This window comes from Blautia sp. HCP3S3_B11 (genome assembly GCF_052064435.1).
Lineage (GTDB): Bacteria > Bacillota > Clostridia > Lachnospirales > Lachnospiraceae > Blautia_A.
Map to the genome: position 1 here is coordinate 89,077 of NZ_JBQHVP010000003.1, position 19,454 is coordinate 108,530.

21 protein-coding genes, 2 pseudogenes and 1 riboswitch are annotated in these 19,454 nt (G+C 41.8%); of the genes and pseudogenes, 5 read left to right on the top strand and 18 right to left on the bottom strand.

Going from position 1 to position 19,454, the window contains the following annotated elements; all coding sequences use genetic code 11:
* The first annotated feature begins 73 nt into the window (after positions 1 to 73).
* Positions 74 to 265 carry a hypothetical protein gene (locus ACTNC0_RS03140; protein ID WP_441086321.1) on the top strand — a complete coding sequence of 64 codons (192 nt, stop codon included), beginning with the start codon at positions 74 to 76 and terminating at the stop codon, positions 263 to 265.
* A 241-nt stretch (positions 266 to 506) separates the two neighbouring features.
* On the opposite strand, the gene ACTNC0_RS03145 is transcribed toward ACTNC0_RS03140, so the two are convergent.
* On the bottom strand, positions 507 to 1,052 hold the full coding sequence (locus tag ACTNC0_RS03145; protein WP_441086322.1) for a TetR/AcrR family transcriptional regulator: 546 nt from the start codon (positions 1,050 to 1,052) through the stop codon (positions 507 to 509).
* Positions 1,053 to 1,235: 183 nt separating this feature from the next.
* Between ACTNC0_RS03145 and ACTNC0_RS03150 the strand changes: the two genes are divergently transcribed.
* Positions 1,236 to 2,012, top strand: a complete 777-nt coding sequence (locus ACTNC0_RS03150; RefSeq protein ID WP_441086323.1) for a sulfite exporter TauE/SafE family protein — start codon at positions 1,236 to 1,238, stop codon at positions 2,010 to 2,012.
* Positions 2,013 to 2,184: 172 nt separating this feature from the next.
* Here ACTNC0_RS03150 and ACTNC0_RS03155 read toward each other — a convergent pair whose 3' ends face one another.
* Positions 2,185 to 2,760, bottom strand: a complete 576-nt coding sequence (locus ACTNC0_RS03155) for a TetR/AcrR family transcriptional regulator (protein WP_441086324.1) — start codon at positions 2,758 to 2,760, stop codon at positions 2,185 to 2,187.
* A gap of 195 nt (positions 2,761 to 2,955) precedes the next feature.
* On the opposite strand from ACTNC0_RS03155, the gene ACTNC0_RS03160 reads away from it, so the two are divergent.
* Complete coding sequence (locus ACTNC0_RS03160; RefSeq protein ID WP_441086325.1) at positions 2,956 to 4,167, top strand: MMPL family transporter; 1,212 nt, start codon at positions 2,956 to 2,958, stop codon at positions 4,165 to 4,167.
* A gap of 11 nt (positions 4,168 to 4,178) precedes the next feature.
* Positions 4,179 to 4,445: an MMPL family transporter gene (locus tag ACTNC0_RS03165; protein ID WP_441086380.1), complete on the top strand. Its 267-nt coding sequence runs from the start codon at positions 4,179 to 4,181 to the stop codon at positions 4,443 to 4,445.
* Positions 4,446 to 4,590: 145 nt separating this feature from the next.
* Here the strand turns inward: ACTNC0_RS03165 and ACTNC0_RS03170 are convergent, their stop codons facing one another.
* The 4 genes and pseudogenes from ACTNC0_RS03170 to ACTNC0_RS03185 form a co-directional block, all read right to left on the bottom strand.
* On the bottom strand, positions 4,591 to 5,175 hold the full coding sequence (locus tag ACTNC0_RS03170; protein ID WP_441086326.1) for a LysE family transporter: 585 nt from the start codon (positions 5,173 to 5,175) through the stop codon (positions 4,591 to 4,593).
* Positions 5,176 to 5,264: 89 nt separating this feature from the next.
* Positions 5,265 to 6,047 (bottom strand): annotated as a pseudogene (locus ACTNC0_RS03175) (LysR substrate-binding domain-containing protein); the annotation flags it as partial.
* A gap of 46 nt (positions 6,048 to 6,093) precedes the next feature.
* Positions 6,094 to 6,205, bottom strand: a riboswitch (FMN riboswitch).
* Between the two features lie 24 nt (positions 6,206 to 6,229).
* Positions 6,230 to 6,621: pseudogene (locus ACTNC0_RS03180) on the bottom strand (pyridoxamine 5'-phosphate oxidase family protein).
* A 210-nt stretch (positions 6,622 to 6,831) separates the two neighbouring features.
* Positions 6,832 to 7,266 carry an Rrf2 family transcriptional regulator gene (locus ACTNC0_RS03185; RefSeq protein ID WP_441086327.1) on the bottom strand — a complete coding sequence of 145 codons (435 nt, stop codon included), beginning with the start codon at positions 7,264 to 7,266 and terminating at the stop codon, positions 6,832 to 6,834.
* 342 nt (positions 7,267 to 7,608) lie between these two features.
* Here ACTNC0_RS03185 and ACTNC0_RS03190 point away from each other — a divergent pair, with 342 nt between their 5' ends.
* Positions 7,609 to 8,094, top strand: a complete 486-nt coding sequence (locus ACTNC0_RS03190) for a hypothetical protein (RefSeq protein ID WP_441086328.1) — start codon at positions 7,609 to 7,611, stop codon at positions 8,092 to 8,094.
* A 239-nt stretch (positions 8,095 to 8,333) separates the two neighbouring features.
* Here the strand turns inward: ACTNC0_RS03190 and ACTNC0_RS03195 are convergent, their stop codons facing one another.
* The 12 genes from ACTNC0_RS03195 to ACTNC0_RS03250 form a co-directional block, all read right to left on the bottom strand.
* Positions 8,334 to 9,686 (bottom strand): sedoheptulokinase, encoded by a 1,353-nt coding sequence (locus ACTNC0_RS03195; RefSeq protein ID WP_441086329.1) that lies wholly within the window; start codon positions 9,684 to 9,686, stop codon positions 8,334 to 8,336.
* Positions 9,683 to 10,870 carry a pyridoxal phosphate-dependent aminotransferase gene (locus ACTNC0_RS03200; RefSeq protein WP_441086330.1) on the bottom strand — a complete coding sequence of 396 codons (1,188 nt, stop codon included), beginning with the start codon at positions 10,868 to 10,870 and terminating at the stop codon, positions 9,683 to 9,685. The genes ACTNC0_RS03195 and ACTNC0_RS03200 overlap by 4 nt, the downstream gene beginning before the upstream one ends.
* A gap of 704 nt (positions 10,871 to 11,574) precedes the next feature.
* Entirely contained in the window at positions 11,575 to 11,976 is a 402-nt protein-coding gene (gene atpC / locus ACTNC0_RS03205; RefSeq protein WP_441086331.1) for an ATP synthase F1 subunit epsilon, read from the bottom strand.
* 15 nt (positions 11,977 to 11,991) lie between these two features.
* Complete coding sequence (atpD, locus tag ACTNC0_RS03210; protein WP_008704959.1) at positions 11,992 to 13,386, bottom strand: F0F1 ATP synthase subunit beta; 1,395 nt, start codon at positions 13,384 to 13,386, stop codon at positions 11,992 to 11,994.
* 18 nt (positions 13,387 to 13,404) lie between these two features.
* Positions 13,405 to 14,262, bottom strand: coding sequence for an ATP synthase F1 subunit gamma (gene atpG, locus ACTNC0_RS03215; protein WP_441086332.1), 858 nt, complete (start codon positions 14,260 to 14,262; stop codon positions 13,405 to 13,407).
* Positions 14,263 to 14,282: 20 nt separating this feature from the next.
* Positions 14,283 to 15,812 (bottom strand): F0F1 ATP synthase subunit alpha, encoded by a 1,530-nt coding sequence (gene atpA, locus ACTNC0_RS03220; RefSeq protein ID WP_008704965.1) that lies wholly within the window; start codon positions 15,810 to 15,812, stop codon positions 14,283 to 14,285.
* Positions 15,813 to 15,922: 110 nt separating this feature from the next.
* Positions 15,923 to 16,462 (bottom strand): ATP synthase F1 subunit delta, encoded by a 540-nt coding sequence (atpH, locus tag ACTNC0_RS03225; protein WP_441086333.1) that lies wholly within the window; start codon positions 16,460 to 16,462, stop codon positions 15,923 to 15,925.
* A complete protein-coding gene (atpF, locus tag ACTNC0_RS03230; protein WP_441086334.1) occupies positions 16,459 to 16,962 on the bottom strand; it encodes a F0F1 ATP synthase subunit B in 504 nt (167 codons plus the stop codon). Before atpF ends, atpH begins: the two co-directional genes overlap by 4 nt.
* A 113-nt stretch (positions 16,963 to 17,075) precedes the next feature.
* Positions 17,076 to 17,354: an ATP synthase F0 subunit C gene (gene atpE / locus ACTNC0_RS03235; protein WP_117674865.1), complete on the bottom strand. Its 279-nt coding sequence runs from the start codon at positions 17,352 to 17,354 to the stop codon at positions 17,076 to 17,078.
* A gap of 148 nt (positions 17,355 to 17,502) precedes the next feature.
* Complete coding sequence (locus ACTNC0_RS03240; RefSeq protein ID WP_441086335.1) at positions 17,503 to 18,261, bottom strand: F0F1 ATP synthase subunit A; 759 nt, start codon at positions 18,259 to 18,261, stop codon at positions 17,503 to 17,505.
* Positions 18,262 to 18,459: 198 nt separating this feature from the next.
* On the bottom strand, positions 18,460 to 18,879 hold the full coding sequence (locus tag ACTNC0_RS03245) for a hypothetical protein (RefSeq protein ID WP_441086336.1): 420 nt from the start codon (positions 18,877 to 18,879) through the stop codon (positions 18,460 to 18,462).
* Between the two features lie 20 nt (positions 18,880 to 18,899).
* Positions 18,900 to 19,169, bottom strand: coding sequence for an AtpZ/AtpI family protein (locus ACTNC0_RS03250; protein WP_117674868.1), 270 nt, complete (start codon positions 19,167 to 19,169; stop codon positions 18,900 to 18,902).
* Positions 19,170 to 19,454: the final 285 nt, after the last annotated feature.

The window sequence follows — 19,454 nt, forward strand, 5'->3', positions numbered from 1 at the left end:
GCTTTTCTAATCTATCTTCCTTCTGATATTATTCATCTATAAGACTGGCACACTACAGAACACGTGGAGGTGAGTGGCGGGGCTGTATAGCGGCGTCATCGGCAAGGTGGTCAATGTCACTGCTGATGAGAGCGTTATGGTGGGTGGAAAAATTGATATGTCTAAGGTCAACGCCATCGCATTTGACCCCTACACCCACGGCTATTATAAAGTCACCGAGCGTGTGGGCGAAGCATTCCGAGATGGCTTAAAGTTGAAAAAGTAAGGTGTGCAGAAAAGGGGCTTTCGCATAAGCGAAGGCTCTTTCTTAAAATATGTGGATTTCACAAATCCCTGGTGTGCCGACAAATTGATTCTTGAAACAATCTTGCAGGATAAATTTTTTTATTTCAAGGCGGAGGAAGGAGGCGTAGCGGTGGCTACGGCGACCGACGACAACGCGGAAATAAGAAATTTAGACGCAAGATTGTTCGAGAAATCAACTTGTTGGCACACTAGTTATCAAGTTAATCTACATTGAGAAAATGGCACATCAGCACGGCTACTTCCTGTGGTGTTTTATTGATTGGCTCTGTAATCCACTGTCTTAGGATATAATAAATACCACCTGCATAATAAAAAGTACCAAGTCTCATCGTATCATCATCAACATCAGTAAAATATCCTTTATTTATCAGATTCGGATACTGCTCATTAAATCTCTCATTTAAAAACAATACAAAATCATCATCTGTCCTGTACCGAAAAAGAATTTTCAATATATCAGAATGCTCGTAAAAGTAGCAGCATGCAAGTTCTAGCCATTTCCTCGTGTCACCCTTAGATGTAGCTTTTTCCGCAAATGCTGCAACTTCCTGAAATATTTCATACTTAATATCATTTAATATATCGCGAGGCTCTTCATAATGACGATAAAAGGTCGCTCTATTGATACCGGACTCTATACACAACTGAGTTACTGATATTTTATTTAGATCAGTTTTGCTGAGCAAACGTAAAAGTCCCTCACGCAAAAGCCTTTTTGTCAATGCAATTCTCTGATCATCCTTCATTGCTACATCCCTCTTCATCCTTTTTTTGATTTTTATGCGACAAAACAAAGGTATCTGTTTCATATCTTCCAAAATGGTCAAAACTGGCGTTTGTATGTGCGACATTTGTATATTACAATACTAACTGTAGCATATATGTCAAGTATTTACCACACATGAATTGTCGAATGGAGGACACTCTCAATGGAACTATTATTAAAAATACTCATATGTTTTCTTGCTGGAGCCGGAGCAGGCATTGGAACCGGATTTGCCGGTATGAGTGCAGCTGCAATTATTGGGCCTATGCTGGCTGCTTTCTTGGGTGTCCCAGCATATGAAGCAGTCGGAATAGGTCTGATTAGCGATGTACTGGCCAGCGCTGTCAGTGCTTACACCTACAAAAAGAGCGGAAATCTGGACGTCAAAAACAGTTTACCCATGATGATTAGCGTCTTGATCGTAACAGTCATCGGCAGCTTTGTTGCAAGTTTTCTACCCGAAAGAGCGATGGGCAGTACCATGCAGATTGCCCTGATCATCATCGGGCTACGCTTTATCCTAAAACCGGTCACAACCACAAGGGAACAGATGAATGCCGGTTCTGCCAAAGAGCGACTAATGAAAGCGATTATAGGAGGCATTTTCGTCGGTTTTATCTGCGGATTTGTCGGTGCAGGTGGTGGAATGATGATGCTGTTTGTACTGACTTCTTTTCTGGGATATCAGATGCACATGGCAGTTGGAACCAGTGTATTCATCATGGTATTTACCGCACTTACAGGCGGAATCAGTCATTTCGCAATCGGTGGCATGCCAGACATTACGATTATGGTCCTATGCGCCGCATTCACACTTCTCTGGGCTAGAATCGCTGCTATAATAGCCAACAAGTCAGATGCAAAGACCCTTAACCGTGCAGTTGGAGTAGTCATGATTCTTACGAGTATAGTGATACTCATCGTAAACAATATAAGTTGAATTCTATAGCCAGCATAATGGTGCATGTTTTACAGTAGCAAGAAATTATTTTTTGAAAATTTTGTATTTTTCTGAAATTCAGTACGGAAAAGAGCATATGGCTTTTCTCCACATGCTCTTTTTTAGTAAACTGTTAATAGCGATAGACATCAGATATAATAAGATTCGATCATTATTCTGTCAGAAACATTCCAAGAAGAATGGAATACTGCTTCACAAGAAGTTCCTCTGAGAGTGAGTCTCTTGAAGTAACCCAGTAACGTAAAATCTGGATAATACCACCTGAATGGTAAGCAGCTGCAACCTGTGGCACAATATCTTTCCGGAGTTTTACCGCATCTATTCTGTGTAGTTCCTCCAAAAAGGAAATTTGGATTTCCTCTGCAAGAATATCAAGCAAAATGGAAAAAGCATTACTGCTCAGAATATTTTGAACCATTGTCATATGTTCTGACAAATAGTGAACCATCTGTTGAAACATATGAACGGAAAAATCCATAAGATTTTTTTCTTCGTTTGTTTCTGTCAATCGGCTAATAAAATTGTCCCGATTCTGCCGTACAAAATAAGCAAAAAAATCATATTTATCCAGAAAATGAGTGTAAAAGGTAGCCCTTCGGATCAATGCCTTCTCGCATATTTCATTTACTGTAATATCTTCAAATTTCTTTCTATCAAGCAGTTCCGTAAATGAACTGCACAGCATCTGATTCGTTCTTATAAATCTTAAATCTTTATCCTTAGCCATAATGTCTTCCTTTTTCTATAGTGTGATTGTCTGTTTTCCAGAGCTACGAAGTATGCAACAAGATACCAGTCCAAGGAGCTCCACGGATCGGAAGAACTGGACATTTATAAAATAATTTTGTGGACATTTTTTGAGAGATGTCAATTATTTTACATTTGCTATTTAATTGTACATATGCCTTATTTCAGGTGAGCATTGAAGAAGAAAAACGAGGCGGGGCTTTTTCTGTTGGTGATTCTTACGCTTACCACAACGTCCTGGCTGGAACCGCTGGTTGTACTTATAGGACTTGGAGTGGCAATCATTATTAACACAGGCTCGAACCTTATCTTTGGTGAAATTTCTTTTGTTACTAATGCAGCCGGAAATATTCTTCAGCTTGCTGTGTCTCTGGATTATTCTGTTTTCCTGATTCATCGTTTTGATGAATGCAGAAAAAATGCAGAGTCGAAAAATGCACTGGTCCTTTCTACGAGTTCAATTTTATCCAGTGGACTAACTACAGTTATTGGTTTCCTTGCACTCATAATGATGCGTTTCAGAATAGGTCCTGATCTTGGACTTGCACTGGCAAAAGGAATTGTAATCAGCCTTCTGACAGTATTTCTTTTTATGCCAGGACTAATTCTGGTTACTTTTAAATGGATGGATAAAACCAGACATAAGTCTTTTATGCCTTCCTTCAGAAGTTTTGGGAAAATAATCCACAAGATTATGTATCCGATGGGGATTATTTTTATCTGTCTGATTATTCCTGCATTCATAGGCAGCAACAATAATTCCTATTATTTTGGTTCTTCTCATATCTTTGGAAGTGAAACCAGGCTTGGAAAGGATACGTCAAAGATTGAAGAAGTATTTGGAAAAAGCGACAATTATGTGCTTATGGTTCCAAAGGATAACACTGTAACAGAAGAGAAGCTTTTGGATGAACTTGAGGCTCTTCCACAGATGAATTCCATAACAGCACTTCGGAAAATGATAGGCCCGGCAATTCCTGCAAGTTCTATTCCCAAGGAGCTTCTGACAAAACTTCAGTCTGAAAAATATGACCGTATTGCGATGAATGTGTCGGCTGATTATGAAGGGAAAGAAACTTTTGCTTTGGTAAAAAAAATCAGAAAAATTGCAGAACAGTATTATCCAGATGAATATTATCTGGCAGGCGAAGGAGTAAGTACTTATGATCTGATGGATACCATCACGGCAGATATGATGAAAGTAAATCTGCTGACAATTGGCGCAGTTTTTATAGTATTGTTGTTTACAATGAAATCTCTCATACTTCCGATTATATTGGTACTGACCATTGAAACTGCAATCTGGCTGTTTCTTATGTTAGTGGTAATCCGATTTTCTATATTGCATATCTTATTATCAGTTCCATCCAGCCGGGTGCCACTGTAGATTATGCAATTCTGTTTACTGAACGGTATAAAGAAAACAGACAGACGCTTAATAAAAAGGAAAGTATTGTGGAGACTGTTTCCAATGTTACGGTATCTGTACTGACTTCCGGAATTACAATGGCAACAGTTGGAACTCTGCTTGGAGTTATTTCTACCCATAGACTATTGTCACAGCTTGGCTATTTTCTGGGAAGAGGAACTGTTTTTTCCATGATTGCAGTGCTGTTTGTACTTCCATGCTTTTTGTATCTATCAGATGGTATCTGCATGCCGTAATCGGCTAATTAAAAGTATTTATTTACAGAAAAACACAGTTCCCGATAAGCTAAGAAGAACTGTGCTTTTCTTTTTTCTTCAATTTTACGATTTCTCAATTTTTCAAACTTGAATTTATTAATTAGAATTGCGTTCAAAGCAACAATTATCTTAACATTCCCCAAATGCACTCCAGTAATGTTAGTGCAAGGATAATGTTAATGACACGGAAATGCCGCAGATAAAACTTCTGAATCAGTACGCCCAAGCCAATCCAAGTACAGGTTGCGATCGTTCCGATCGTTGCAATAACCAGCTCAAAAAACAGCAAAGCCGGAAAAGAGGACATATATCCTAAAACATAACCCGTTAGTGCGGTAACTCCGAACATATAGATCTTCACATTGACAAATTGCAGCATGAAGCCTTTCAGAAACGATGCGGATTGCTCTGTGTTTTCTGAGGTCGGCTTACTGAAAGCAATATGAATCGCAAGCCACAGGATGTAGGCTGCTCCGATGTACTTCATCACTTCCATTACATTCGGAAGCAAAGAATTAACCCCATATACAAAAATTGCACATAAGATTTGCACTACATAGTAGCCTGCAAAAATTCCAAAGAACAGCGGCTTTCCTTTTTTATATCCATAGTTTGTTACGGTATTTAATGCCAGAATATTTCCCGGTCCAGGCGTAAAGGCATTTATAATGCAATAAATCAGAAAATTGCTCAGTACCGCCATAGGCATAATCATCGACCACCTTTCTGCTATTATTATATCAGCAGACAGCGGTGCATACATAACACCTATTTTATATGATTATCCATATCCTATGACTATGGATTGACTGGAGCGTATTTCCGCAATTCTTCCAGATAGCTTTTTCCAAGTTCGCTTAATTCCTGATGTTCATTCAGCACATATCCAATATGCATTGTCTCATTTTCTGCAAGCGGAACGGAGATGATATTTTCTCCGTTCAAATATTTCGGGAAAATACCACTGGAAATAGTATAGGCATTCAGTCCAAGCATGAAGTTGACAATAGCCCCTCTGTCATTGACCCGGATTTCCTTATCCACCGGGATGGAGCTGAATAGTTCCTCTGAAAAATAGACAGATTCATACTCTCCCTGCACAAAGTTTAACCGTGGATAAGGTGCAAGGTCATGAACGGAAACTACTTTTTTCGATGCCAATGGGTGATCTTTTTGCAAAAAAACATGAGGCTTTGCTGCAAATAGCTCGGTAAACACCAGATGATTTTCCTCTATCGCTTTCCGCATGACGACTTCGTTTTCATGTGATAAATAAAGGATGCCCAAATCACAGACACGATTTTTCACATCATCCAATATCTGATGTGTTCCGGTTTCATTGTAATAAAAGGCATATCGTTCTTGTCCAAAGCGCTTGACTAATTCCACAAAAGCGTTTTCCGTAAAAGTATAGTGCTGAGAAGATACTCCAAATGTCACCTTCTCTGGCAGGTTTGTAATATACCGATCCTCCAACAGCTCCATTTGCTGTATCACTTGACGGGCATAACCGAGAAATTCAGTACCTTCTTTTGTCAGAGTAATTCCTGTTCTGCTGCGGAGAAAAATGGTGATGCCTGAATTTAAAACAGCCCGCAGGACGGGATTTCCTGCGGGACTTGTTTTATCATATCTTCTCTCATCCGGACTTTACCGTCGGTTATGGAATTGCACCATATCAGCTTTTGCTCGCAGACTATACTGCCGGTCAGGAATTACACCTTGCCCCGAAGACTGTAATTTTTTCTGTTGATTACCTATTATTAAAATTCATAAGGTGGATTTCCAGAGAAATCTGCGATTACACCATGAGGATTTTCAAGATAGAATACCTCAAAAATAGGATTATCTGCTGTCTGGTACTGTCCCTTAACGATAGAGTTATTCATGCATCCTTCCTTTACACTCTTGTTGTCCTCAAATACTGCTTTACCATGAATACGAATCCATGCATATTCTGGCGAAGAAGCAGAAACTTCTACTTCAGGATTTGCTAACATATCCTTGTAAACATCCTTTGTGTTGTTTGTACAGAACCAAAGCTTTCCATCCTGCTCAAAGCAGAACATGAATGGCATTTTGCCTTTCCATCTCTTCCGACTGTTGCTAAATACTGAACTGGATTTTTCTGTAAAAATTCTACTACTTTCTGCATTTTAAATTACCTCCTTAATTTGTTGTAACACTGTTTGTTACATCTCATGTTTGTACTATATCATTTGTTTGATATAATATCAACAGTTACATCATTTTTTGTAACTTTTTTTGTTACAACTTCCTTTAACGGTTTTACATTGATTACAACAAATGAAAAAGGCTTCGGAAATTGTGATGATATAATCACTCATCCGAAGCCTTCTGTAGGCTACTCTTCCTCTGTATACACTGCAATATCTTTTTTCACATCAGCAAGTGTCATTTCTGAAAGCTTTTCCTCCATGGCCCTCTGTACTTCTAACAGTCTCTTATCAAGAACATGGTGAATATTCTTTCCTACCGGACATTTCTGATTGAGATTTTCATGAAAATGAAACAGTTCTTCATCTGGTGCACATTCCACTGCTTTATACACATCAAGGAATGTAATCTGCTCCAATGGTCTGGTAATTGTCACACCGCCTGTCCCTCTTGCAACTTCAATAAGACCAGCAGCCTTTAATTGTTGCAATATTTTACGAACAATCACCGGATTAGTTCCAATGCTTGCTGCCATAAAATCACTAGTCATCTTCTGATCCGAAAATGTATCTATACAGGCAAACATATGGATTGCCATTGTAAATCTGCTTGAAATCTGCATTATAAACACCTCTCTTTGACAGTAATCATATCAAAAAGCAGATGTAATTTCAATGGTTACATTATTGTTCACCACTTTACAACTTTTTCATAAAAAAATATCGTACAGGGCTTTCTGATGTATAATGAGTTTGACCAAAACATTACAAAGGAAAGTGACCCTGTACGATAAAATCATTATACAACGAAAATACACTGATTAGTAGACTTCATCAATATTTTTTGATTTATTTTGAAACTTTTTCTGTTCCGACAGCAGATACCCTGTTTCTGCTGATACTATCCATATTGACATTGGAATCCGCACATTCCATCCGGTTCCTCTGATTATCAGATGGGAATTTTGTATCAGGATCCAGACATTTTACAGGCATTATGGAATTTGTTTCGTTCACATCAGGATCTGTGTCAGTCTGTATTTCAGACCTTTCCACTGGCTGCAGATGATTTACCATCTCTGTTTCAGTTTGTTTCCAATTCGAGAAGTTCTGCTGATGTAATATTAGACATTCAGCCGGAAGCCTGTATTCTTCCTTTCCTGCGCAAAGATCTGCTGAAAGATATTTTTAATTATGAGCTTCCCATGACTGATTCAGTTATATCCATGGCTGATGCTTTGTTCCTTGATAATATAAAGCGAATTAAAGATGGAAAATTTATCATATATTTTACAGAATATGGAATGACACGTTTTCTGCAGGAAGGTTTATTTGAAGAAATTCCATCAACATTTTATCATCCTCTGACCATTGAACAGCGAATTCGTATTCTCCGTGAAATAGCTCAATGCTGCAATGATGGTGCCTATCGAATCTTAAAAAACCTCTGAATCATCTGTCTGAAAATCTCCGCATGTGTCTTTGCGGAAATACCTGTTCACTCACTTACCAGACAAATTCAGGGGCGCATATGTGTTTTTCGATCACGGAACCTTTTATGCTGCAAATTTTTCAGGATTTTCTTACAAATATGGATCCGGATACTTATTACTCTCCAAAAGAAGCAAAACAGATTATAAATCGTATGAGTCAATCGGATATTCACAATCCACTTCACTGCTTCATTTTATTATCTGGTGGAGTTGCTATAGTTATACATACTACTGCTCATTGCCGCTCCTGTCGCAGCTTCCTCTTCACATTCTGCCAGAACAAGTTCTGCCTTGAACATATCTTCAATAATTTCACACAGTACCAGATTTTTTCTCAATCCATTCCCGGAACCAATCATACGCCTGATCTTTATGCCGATTCCTTTCTGAATAGTCATATACATCTGATACAGTTCTGTGCTCATTCCCTTCAGAACACCATAGCAAAAATCTTCAGGTGTAAAGTTTTCGGAACAGATCTGGGTAATACTGCCGCTTTTTTCCGGATTTACCCGCGTACCGTCAAATGTTGTTTCAACTTTAATCTTTCGACTTTCAGTTCTTTCACTATTCTGGTCTCTCCCTGTTCTTGCCATCTTTTCCATTACTTTGTATAATGGCTGCTCCTGTCCGGTCGCTTCTTTTACAATTTTTCGGAAAAACTGTTCCAGAAGCGCATATGCCTTGCCGCCACACAGAGATGCTCCTGCAAGCAGATACTTCCTATTTAGGAAAGGTCTTGCCTCAATTCCATCTCCCGAAAAATACTGACTGGAAAGAACAGAAATCTGTCCGCCGGTTCCCATATTGACCAGTAATATATTCTCCTCATCACCTGCTGCTCCAAGGAAGCTTGCCTGGTTGTCTCCGATTGCTGTTGTAACTGTCCGTCCTCTGTATGTACCCAATTTTTCTATTCCCGTACAGACATCAGGCAGCCAATTTACGTCCACTCCCATTTCAGCCAGTTTTTCTTTTTCAAAGCACATCTTATGGCTGTCAAAGAATCCAAAACCTGCCGCATTGCTCACATGTACCAATGGTTTTTTACGCCCTGTCAAATACATTCCAAAATAATCCATGATTGTACAGAAGCTCAAAGCCGAATCCGGAACCAGATTATGTCTGATATTATAAATGTGTGTGACAAGCCCATATCCTGAAGCAGCATGGATTTGACATCTTTCCCGGATTTCTTCTGTTAAAGGAATCTGATCTCCATCGCAGATACTTCCTCTGGCATCCTGCCATGTATATAACGGACTGACACAATTTCCTTCTTTGTCAACATAGACAATTCCATGCATCTGCCCTGTGAGCCCAATCCGCTCAACATGCGGATACTTCTCCAGGAAATAATCCAGCAGATTCACTGCTCTTTCTACAATTTCTTTTGCATACTGTATTCTTTCCCATTCATTTCCGGTTTCGATAAAGCAACCGTTCTCTACAGTTTTTGCCTCCAGAATCTTTGCCAGTCCGTTTTCCTCTTTTTCCAGAACAACACCGCTTATCGTTGTTGTCCCAATGTCAATCCCCGCCGTTTTCACAGTCCAAACTCCTCTGCCAGTTTCTTAAACTCCGGCAGGGAATTGATGATTGTATCATAGGATACACAGTAAGCCAGTCTCACATAACCCGGGCAGGCAAAGGAACTTCCCGGAACCATGAGAATATTATATTTCTTTCCAGCTTCGCAGAACGCTTTTTCATCTGCTACCGGTGATTTCACAAAGAGGTAGAATGCACCCTGCGGTTTGATACACTCGAATCCGCATTCCTTCAAACCATTATACAATGCCAGGCGGTTCTTGTCATATGCAGCTACATCCACTTCTGCATCTACGCATTTGGCAATCACCTTCTGCATCAGGGATGGGGCGTTGACACATCCGATGGTACGGTTGGCAATAGCTGCTGCAGTGATAAGTTCTTCACTGCCATCTGCTTCATCCGGAATTACCAGATAACCAATACGCTCTCCCGGAAGGGACAGAGATTTACTGTAAGAATAGCCAACAATAGTATTGTCATAATATTTTGTCAGATACGGAACCTCTACACCGTCATAAGCCAGCTCTCTGTATGGCTCATCAGAAATCAGATAAATCACACTGCCGAATTCCTGCTGTTTTTTCTCAAGAATTGCAGCCAGCTTCTTAATGGTTTCTTCGGAATATACAACACCGGTCGGGTTGTGAGGTGTATTTACGATCACTGCCCTTGTCTTTGCCGTAATCTTCTGCTCAAACTCCTCAAGATTCGGCTGGAATGTGGTTGTATCCGGAGAGATTTCCACAAGCTTGCCATCAAAATTGCGCACATATGCACCATATTCCAGAAAATATGGTGCAAAAACAATCACTTCTTCCTCTGGATTCAGGATCGTCTTGAAAATCACATTCAGACCGCTGGCTGCACCAACTGTCATAATCAGATTCTTCGCCGCAAACTTTGTCCCAAAGCGGCGATTCAGAGATTCCGCTATCATCTGGCGCACATCCTCAAATCCTGCATTACTCATATAACCATGCAGCACTGTCGGCTCCACTTCGTTCACCAGATCAATAATAGCCTCCTTCACACACTCCGGCGCCGGAACACTGGGATTCCCAAGACTGAAATCATAAACTTTGTCTGCCCCATAGATGGCTCTGAGACGGTTTCCCTCCTCAAACATCATACGAATGGCTGAATTATTTTTTACATAAGGTTTCATTTTTTCTGCTATCATAACATATTCGCTCCTGTCCAAATAATCCCGGCAAACCACCGAAATTCAAAATAATATCGCAACTGCCCACTTTCTCTTACAGTCGCATAATCTATCCTTATTTTAACCTCATCATGGTAAAGTGTCAATGTGCGACAATATACTATGCTTCATCTTTTTAACCGAATCGTTGCCGTTCGCTCCGTTTACAGTAATGTAACCAAAATTCCAGATTACCCGCATCAATGGAATTTTGACTTATATGTATCGGGATTTTGGCATATTCATACCCCAAAAACTCCTCGCGGGATAGTAGCACGTGAACAGCAACACCAAATCAAATAAGTCCCTGCCAGTGTGTTTAAAATCTCCAACTACCAGCATAGAAAAATAATTTATTTCATGTGCATTTGCAGGATATTTAGATATTCTTAGCTGGTCAAAATCTGCGTTATGAGAAAAATGACACACTGTCTGAGCGAAGCGAGTTTGTGGCATTTTTCTCATGCCTTTAGCAGATTTTGAGCAGCTTAGAATATCTTAATGTCCGAAACCGCACATGAAATAAATTATTTTTCTATGCGTCCCTTTTCTATGCGTCCCTCCTTCAAATCCCTCCCTCAAATTCTTCCCACTATATCCCCAAAAAACCATATCACAAACAAAAAAGACCGACAGTCTCCCCTCCCGGATTTCCTGTCAGTCTTTTAATAACTCTTATTTTCTCAGTTCTTCACACTCAAACGCACCAACGCCCTCTGCAGCTTAGCCTCCACAATCTTATAATCATGATCAGTCAAACCACCTTTGGCGATCATCTCCTCAGCTCTTTTCTTAGCTTCCTGCGCACGCTGCTCATCAATATCCTCTTTCCACTCCCAGGTAGTTGCAAGGACACGGCACTTTCCGTTCATAACAGAAAGCATTCCACCAATGCAGGCTGCGGTTCGTCTGCTGCCGTCTTCCATTACCACACTGGCTTCACCCATTCCCAGGGCAGTACAGTAATTACAGTGTCTGGCAAGAATAGCCAGATCACCACTGACAGTTCTGCAGACCACACGCTCCACATTGCCTTCAAAGAGCAGTCCGTCCGGTGTTCCGATTCTCAACGGGAAAGTACTCATAGGACATTTCCCCCTTTACTGATTCTTGGCTTTTTCAAACACTTCATCGATGGTTCCCACAAACAGGAAATAACTCTCAGGAATGTCATCACACTCACCGTTCAGGATCATCCTGAATCCTCTCAGTGTCTCCTTCAGCGGAACATATTTGCCAGGCATACCTGTAAACTGTTCTGCTACAGAGAAGCTCTGTGACAGGAATCTCTGAACCTTACGGGCACGGCTTACAGTACGTTTGTCTTCCTCTGACAACTCATCCATACCCATGATGGCAATAATGTCCTGAAGCTCTTTGTAACGCTGAAGAACTCTCTGTACTGATCTGGCAATCTCATAATGCTCTGTTCCTACGATCTCAGGGGAAAGAATACGGCTTGTGGAATCCAACGGATCAACAGCCGGATAAATACCCTGGCTGGAGATTTCACGGGAAAGTACAGTTGTTGCATCCAGATGTGAGAATGTAGTTGCAGGAGCCGGGTCAGTCAGGTCATCGGCAGGCACATATACTGCCTGTACAGATGTGATGGAACCCTTTCTTGTAGAAGTAATTCGTTCCTGCAGGTTACCCATTTCAGTTGCCAGTGTGGGCTGATAACCTACGGCTGAAGGCATACGTCCCAGAAGCGCAGACACCTCGGAACCTGCCTGTGTAAAACGGAAAATATTGTCAATAAAGAGGAGCACATCCTGGTTCTTCTCATCACGGAAGTATTCCGCCATGGTAAGTCCGGAAAGTCCAACTCTCATACGTGCTCCGGGCGGCTCGTTCATCTGACCGTAAACCAGAGCAGTCTTGTCGATAACTCCACTTTCTTTCATTTCATTGTAAAGGTCATTTCCCTCACGTGTACGCTCTCCTACACCTGTAAATACGGAAAGTCCGCCATGTGCAGTTGCTACGTTGTGGATCAGCTCCATGATAAGAACTGTTTTTCCTACACCTGCACCACCGAAAAGACCGATCTTACCACCCTTTGCATAAGGACAGATCAGGTCAACGACCTTGATACCTGTCTCCAGAATCTCTGTTGCAGGCATCTGTTCTTCATAAGAAGGAGCCTGACGATGGATAGACCAGCGTTCCTTTGCCTCCGGTGCCGGAAGATTGTCTACCGGGTCACCCAGAAGGTTAAATACTCGTCCCAGGCATTCCTCACCTACAGGAACGGAAATTGGACCGCCTGTATCCAGAGCTTTGGCACCACGCACCAGACCGTCAGTAGAATTCATGGCAATACATCTTACCACATCATCACCAACCTGCTGTGCAACCTCGGCAACCAGCTTTGCGCCATCATTATCAATCTCTATGGCATTGAGAAGAGGCGGCAGTTCATCGTGCGCAAAGCGGATATCCAGTACCGGACCGATAACCTGCACTACCTCGCCAATGTGTTTTTCACTCATGTTTATAATCTCCTATTTCTAAAGACCTTCCGCACCTGCAACAATCTCCGTGATCTCCTGCGTGATGCTGGCCTGACGTGCCCTGTTGTAATACAGATTGAGCTGATCGATCATCTCTTCCGCATTACTTGTGGCTGCATCCATAGCCATACGTCTGGCTGCCAGTTCACTTGCGGTACTTTCGCAGATACCACCATAAACCAGTCCTGCCAGATATTCCGGAACAATGGCATCAAATACTGTCTCTCCGTCCGGTTCATAGAGAATCAGATTCTTCGTCTCTATCTTACCGCCGCTTTCCTCTCTGATATCAGTCATAGGAAGCATGGAAAATACCTCCGGCTGCTGGGAAAGCATGGAATTAAAGACAGTATAGCATAATTCAATATGGCCAAAGGTTCCTTTGCGAAATTCCGTACAGAGCATATTTGCCATCTCAAAACAATCCGCTACAGAAATACTTCCTGCCTCTGCAAACTGTTCTGTCAGAGCTTCTATCCTTCTCTGACGGAAATATTCCACTGCTTTCTTTCCAACCGGCAGAACCATGTAGTCCTTACCCTCAGCAGACGCCTCCAGACATTTGAAAAGATTGGTGTTATAACCACCTGCAAGTCCTCTGTCACCTGCGATCACTACATAGCAGGTTTTATTATTCAGGGACTCTTTTGCATAAACGGATGAGAAATCCGTATTCTCTCTCGCAATATCCTTCAATGTCTCGTGAAGCTCTGTAAAGTACGGACGACATACCTCTGCACGTTCCTTTGCCTTACGCAGTTTGGAGGATGCTACAAGCTCCATGGCTTTGGTAATCTGCATGGTGCTCTGTACACTCTTGATACGCAGCTTTACCGCTTTCATATTCGAAGCCATACGATACCCTCCTAATCACTTTATTTCTCAGGTCTTGTATTCAGGAAGTTCTCTGTATACGCATCCAGTACGCTGCGAAGCTTCTGCTCTGTTTCCTGCTCCAGCTTACCTGTTGAGCGGATCTCCTGCATAACCTCTACGCCTGCTGCATCTGTATCCAGATAGGTATATAATCCTGATTCATATACATTTACGTCTTCAACCTTTACTGATTCCAGAACACCCTTTGTAACCGCATAAAGGATTGCAACCTGTTTCTCTACAGGAACCGGTGCATTCTGGTTCTGTTTCAGAACCTCCACAATACGTGCTCCCTGTTCCAGACGTGCCTTTGTATCAGCATCCAGATCAGAACCAAACTGTGCGAAGCTCTGCAGCTCACGGTACTGGGAATAAATCAGTTTCAGTGTTCCTGCTACCTTCTTCATTGCCTTGATCTGCGCATCACCACCAACTCGTGATACGGAGATACCCGGGTTTACAGCAGGCATAATTCCTGAATGGAATAACTCTGTCTCCAGGAAAATCTGTCCATCTGTAATAGAAATAACGTTAGTAGGAATATAGGCAGATACGTCACCTGCCTGTGTTTCAATAATCGGCAGTGCTGTCATGGAACCGCCGCCATGTTCATCGTCCAGCTTTGCTGCACGTTCCAGAAGTCTGGAATGCAGATAGAAAACATCACCCGGATATGCCTCACGTCCGGGCGGACGACGGATCAGCAGGGAAAGTGCACGGTATGCAACCGCATGCTTACTCAGATCATCATAAATGATCAGCACGTCTTTTCCCTTATTCATAAAGTACTCGCCCATTGCACAGCCGGAATACGGTGCGATATACTGCAGCGGGCTTGACTCAGATGCTGTAGCAGCTACGACGATGGTGTAATCCATCGCGCCATTTCTTGTCAGGTTCTCTACTAATGTAGCTACTGTGGAACGTTTCTGTCCGATGGCTACATAGATACAGATAACATCTTTCCCCTTCTGGTTAATAATGGTATCTGTGGCAATTGTAGTTTTACCGGTCTGACGGTCACCGATGATCAGTTCTCGCTGTCCACGTCCTATAGGGATCATGGAGTCGATAGCCTTGATACCTGTCTGGAGAGGCTGATATACAGATCTTCTCTCACAGATTCCAGGTGCCTTACTCTCAATTGGCCGGAATTCTTTTGTATCAATAGGGCCGGCTCCGTCAATTGGCTGTCCCAGTGCATTTACAACACGTCCAACCATGGCGTCGCCTACAGGTACAGACACGACCTTGCCTGTACGCTTTACGGTCTGACCCTCACCAATGTTCTCATCTGAACCAAAGATTACGATGGAGACACTGTTCTCCTCCAGGTTCTGCGCCATACCGAAGCTTCCGTCCTCAAATTCCAGAAGTTCTCCTGACATACAATTTACCAGTCCGCTGGCTCTGGCGATTCCATCACCGACCATAAGGATCGTACCTGTCTCGTTCTGTTGAATGGCATTTTCGTAATATTTTATCTGGCTTCGGATGACCTTGGAGATTTCCTCAGGTTTTAATTGCATGTTTCCATTCCATCCTTTTATATTCTTTTATTTTCGATTCCAGGACCAGCATACTAAAATCATTCGTGTCCGCACGAAATGACTTCTTAACCTGTAATCCTGATATCTTCTCACATTACCATTTCATTCAGTTTCTTTGAAATACCGGAAATACGACTCTGCACTGTACCGTCAAGCTGCACGCCTTCCAGTTCCACACGAAGTCCGGCGATTACGGATGTATCGGTCTTCTGTACCAGATACACCTGCTTTCCTCTTATTTTCTCAAGCTTCGCTTTCAGAGCCTCCATCTGAGTTTCACTGAGCTTCACTGCACTCGTCACTACCGCTTCTGCGATTCCATGTGCACTGTTGTAGCGTCTGATGAACTCTTCGCAGCATCCGGCAAATTCTCTCAGAATCTTGCGTTCACACAATAATTTCAGGAAATTCACCAGATATCTCTCTGCCTGTCCTCCGAAAGCCTCTTCGATCATCTTAAGTCTCTCTTCCTCAGGAATTGCCGGTTCTCCCAGCAATTTCAGATATCCTGGATTTTCTCGAAAAATCTGTCTGACTGCGATCATCTGCTCCATGATCTGTCCATCGAGTTTCTCCTCAGCGGCAAGGTCATACAGGCTGCCGCCGTACACTCTGGCAGTTTTTGTCATGATGCCTCACCTACATTCTCAATAAACTCATCAATCAGTTTTGTATGATCTTCTTCATTAATTTCGCGCTCGATTACTTTTCCGGCAATCTCAACAGCCATACCGCCGATCTCTTCTTTGATCTCGTTGACTGCTTTACGTTTCTCCTGGGCAATGTCTTTCTCTGCCTTTTCTTTCATGGCAGTTACCTGACTGGAAGCTTCTTTAATCATCTCTTCACTCTGGATCGCAGCTGTTTTCTGAGCTGTCATCACAATGTCGTTTGCTTTATTCTTAGCTTCCTGCATATTCTTCTCATATTCTTCTTTCATTGCCTGGGCTTCTTCTTTTGCCTTCACCGCATCCTGAATCTCAGCATCTGCTTTCGCTTTACGCTTGTCCAGCATCTCGTTGATCGGCTTGAAGAGGAAATGTTTGATCAGATATACCTGAATAAAAAGGTTGCAAATCGTCGCTATAAAATTCCACGGCACAATTCCAACTAATTCCTGTACCTGCATGTTTGTAACCTCCTGTCTATACTTATGCGGATTCATCCAGCTGTTGCCGGAAATCTCCACAAGTTCCAATCAGATGCCTCTCATCTGTCATATCCGGCATCTGCGCTTTCTTATCAGCTCAGGAAGTTCATGAACATACCAGGTGCAACGAAGATAAGTAACAGACCGGTTACGAAACCGTAGATACCGGTTGTCTCTGCAATTGCGCATCCAAGAAGCATAGTAGAAGTAACATCACCTTTGCACTCAGGCTGACGTCCGATTGCTTCCAGTGCCTTAGCTACTGCGTTACCTTCACCAATACCAGGACCGATACCTGCGATCAGTGAACATCCTGCTCCAATTGCACAACCTGCTAATGCGATACCTTTTGCCAGTAACTGAAAATCCATAGTAAAACCCTCCTGTTAGAAATACTTTGCAGCTTTTCCCCTGCTATCTTTCATCTCATCTGTTATATTTCAGCTGTTTTTCGATTACCACTGTTATCAATTCATTTCCAACAATGATATGATTATAATTATTCTGCTGAAATCTCTGCTACTCCTCTGCAGCATTGGCGATATACATTACCGTCAGCATACAGAAAATGAACGCCTGCATGATTCCTGAAAACCAGTCGAAATAGACTGACAGAATCGCAGGTACACCGACATCAAGAATCGGTATCTTTGACAGTACATCTCCGACTACACCCGGAATCAGTCCCAGAAGTGCGGAACTTGCAACTGCCAGTGCCCCATAAATCAAACCATTGATTACTACACCGGAAAGGATATTTCCGAAATGACGACACGCCATACTGACAGGTGTAGCCAGCTCGGAAAGAATATTAAACGGTGTCATAACTGCAATCGGGGTCGTAAAGCCTTTCAGATAACCACCAACTCCACCGGTCTTGATCTTCTGTGCTGTGATCATGATAAAAACCACAACTGCCCATGCCGCTTCTGTAGAAAGATCGGCTGTAGGGCTTCGAAGTCCGATAAGACTGATCAGATTGGAAACCACGCTTGTCGCAAAAAGTGCTGCAACAAAAGGTATCATGTATCTGAATTTCTCACCCATGTTTCCAACTACAAAGCTATTGGCTTTCTCTACTATAAGCTCAGCCAACGCCTGTCTCTTGGAAATATTCTCTTCTTTCAGATCATGTGTCAGCCAGATGCACAGACCTGTAATCAAAATCATTACGATCCAGCTTACTACCATTGTCTCACTGATCTTTAATGGTCCGAGAAAAGGCACATTGATGGGCAATGTAAAGAATATCCTTGCCCCGGTAATATCCAACTCCATACTCTTTATTCACCTCCCGTCTCTACCGGTCTGTTTTCCGGCTTGATGGAACAGATATTTGTAATCCGTCTTGCTGTCTGTTACTCGAATCTTTTCTCTGCAGCTTCATAAAAAATTTTTCTGATCTATAGTAATTTCATAGAATACTACAATTGCTATAATCACAGATGTCCGCCTGATTCCGGTCACATGCAGCAACTATTTCTTATTATGAAAAATTCCTGCTATTTTAATTCCTGTTCCAGGAAATAAAAGCGGAACGATTCCTGCCACAAAATGGAAACATGGTGCAACGATCGCAACGACCACCCACAGCATCTGGAGCAGCATTCTCTGAGAATAACTTGCTTTAATTCTCATCCTTGCTGTGTCTTCATCTGTCGCTGCCGCAGCCTTCTGTACTGCCAGCCCCATGAAAAAGAAATTCAGGACTGCCACCCATCCTCCGACTGCACCTCCAAGAAATACTGTATAATCAAGTGGTACTTTCTGAGGCATAAATCCATGCAGTACTCCAAATATGATCCACATCAGTATCAATCCGATTCCTGTGATAGCTGCAACCCTCTGTGTTTCTTTTTTCACAGCCGGCTGGACATTATCCATTACACTGCTCATATAAATCTCCTTCTCATTTCTTATAAATGTCTGTTAAATGATATTTTATTTCTTTTCTTCTTATCTTCTTTCCTCTGCTGTCTGTTAATAGAAAGATAAAATTTATACGCCACTGTCCCGGAACCTCCAAGACCAAAGAAAAATCCGGGAATATACACCCAGCCCCCGACTCCCGTCTTCGAAACAATGAGCCAGCAAACTGCCAGGCATATTAGAATCGGTGTTATGAGAGACAGTCCAAGCTGCGACAACATGGTGACATTTCTGATAATCTCTGACCACTGTTTCATCGTCTTCTCCTTTTGTCAAATATTTCTCTTCTTTCAATCGAATTTATAGTGAAATTGTATCATATTTATCAAATAAATTCAATGTAATTGCACGAATTATTCAAATATCTTTTTATATCCAATATTTTTTTGTTATATTTTTATCACAACTGATATATTATATACAATTCCAATATTACCGCCATATCTCATAATTATTTGCTTCAAAGCCATCCCTTTATGCTGTAGTAGTGTGCCGACAAGATTGTTTCAAGAACCAATTTGTCGGCACATTGTTTTTTTTGA

Excerpts from the sequence above, each read along its gene's own strand:
- ACTNC0_RS03145 (WP_441086322.1), bottom strand. The coding sequence starts at position 1,052 with ATGAAGGATGATCAGAGAATTGCATTGACAAAAAGGCTTTTGCGTGAG.
- ACTNC0_RS03150 (WP_441086323.1), top strand. The coding sequence starts at position 1,236 with ATGGAACTATTATTAAAAATACTCATATGTTTTCTTGCTGGAGCCGGA.
- ACTNC0_RS03155 (WP_441086324.1), bottom strand. The coding sequence starts at position 2,760 with ATGGCTAAGGATAAAGATTTAAGATTTATAAGAACGAATCAGATGCTG.
- ACTNC0_RS03170 (WP_441086326.1), bottom strand. The coding sequence starts at position 5,175 with ATGCCTATGGCGGTACTGAGCAATTTTCTGATTTATTGCATTATAAAT.
- ACTNC0_RS03185 (WP_441086327.1), bottom strand. The coding sequence starts at position 7,266 with ATGCAGATTTCAAGCAGATTTACAATGGCAATCCATATGTTTGCCTGT.
- ACTNC0_RS03200 (WP_441086330.1), bottom strand. The coding sequence starts at position 10,870 with ATGATAGCAGAAAAAATGAAACCTTATGTAAAAAATAATTCAGCCATT.
- atpC (WP_441086331.1), bottom strand. The coding sequence starts at position 11,976 with ATGAGTACTTTCCCGTTGAGAATCGGAACACCGGACGGACTGCTCTTT.
- atpD (WP_008704959.1), bottom strand. The coding sequence starts at position 13,386 with ATGAGTGAAAAACACATTGGCGAGGTAGTGCAGGTTATCGGTCCGGTA.
- atpG (WP_441086332.1), bottom strand. The coding sequence starts at position 14,262 with ATGGCTTCGAATATGAAAGCGGTAAAGCTGCGTATCAAGAGTGTACAG.
- atpA (WP_008704965.1), bottom strand. The coding sequence starts at position 15,812 with ATGCAATTAAAACCTGAGGAAATCTCCAAGGTCATCCGAAGCCAGATA.
- atpH (WP_441086333.1), bottom strand. The coding sequence starts at position 16,462 with ATGACAAAAACTGCCAGAGTGTACGGCGGCAGCCTGTATGACCTTGCC.
- atpF (WP_441086334.1), bottom strand. The coding sequence starts at position 16,962 with ATGCAGGTACAGGAATTAGTTGGAATTGTGCCGTGGAATTTTATAGCG.
- atpE (WP_117674865.1), bottom strand. The coding sequence starts at position 17,354 with ATGGATTTTCAGTTACTGGCAAAAGGTATCGCATTAGCAGGTTGTGCA.
- ACTNC0_RS03240 (WP_441086335.1), bottom strand. The coding sequence starts at position 18,261 with ATGGAGTTGGATATTACCGGGGCAAGGATATTCTTTACATTGCCCATC.
- ACTNC0_RS03245 (WP_441086336.1), bottom strand. The coding sequence starts at position 18,879 with ATGAGCAGTGTAATGGATAATGTCCAGCCGGCTGTGAAAAAAGAAACA.
- ACTNC0_RS03250 (WP_117674868.1), bottom strand. The coding sequence starts at position 19,169 with ATGAAACAGTGGTCAGAGATTATCAGAAATGTCACCATGTTGTCGCAG.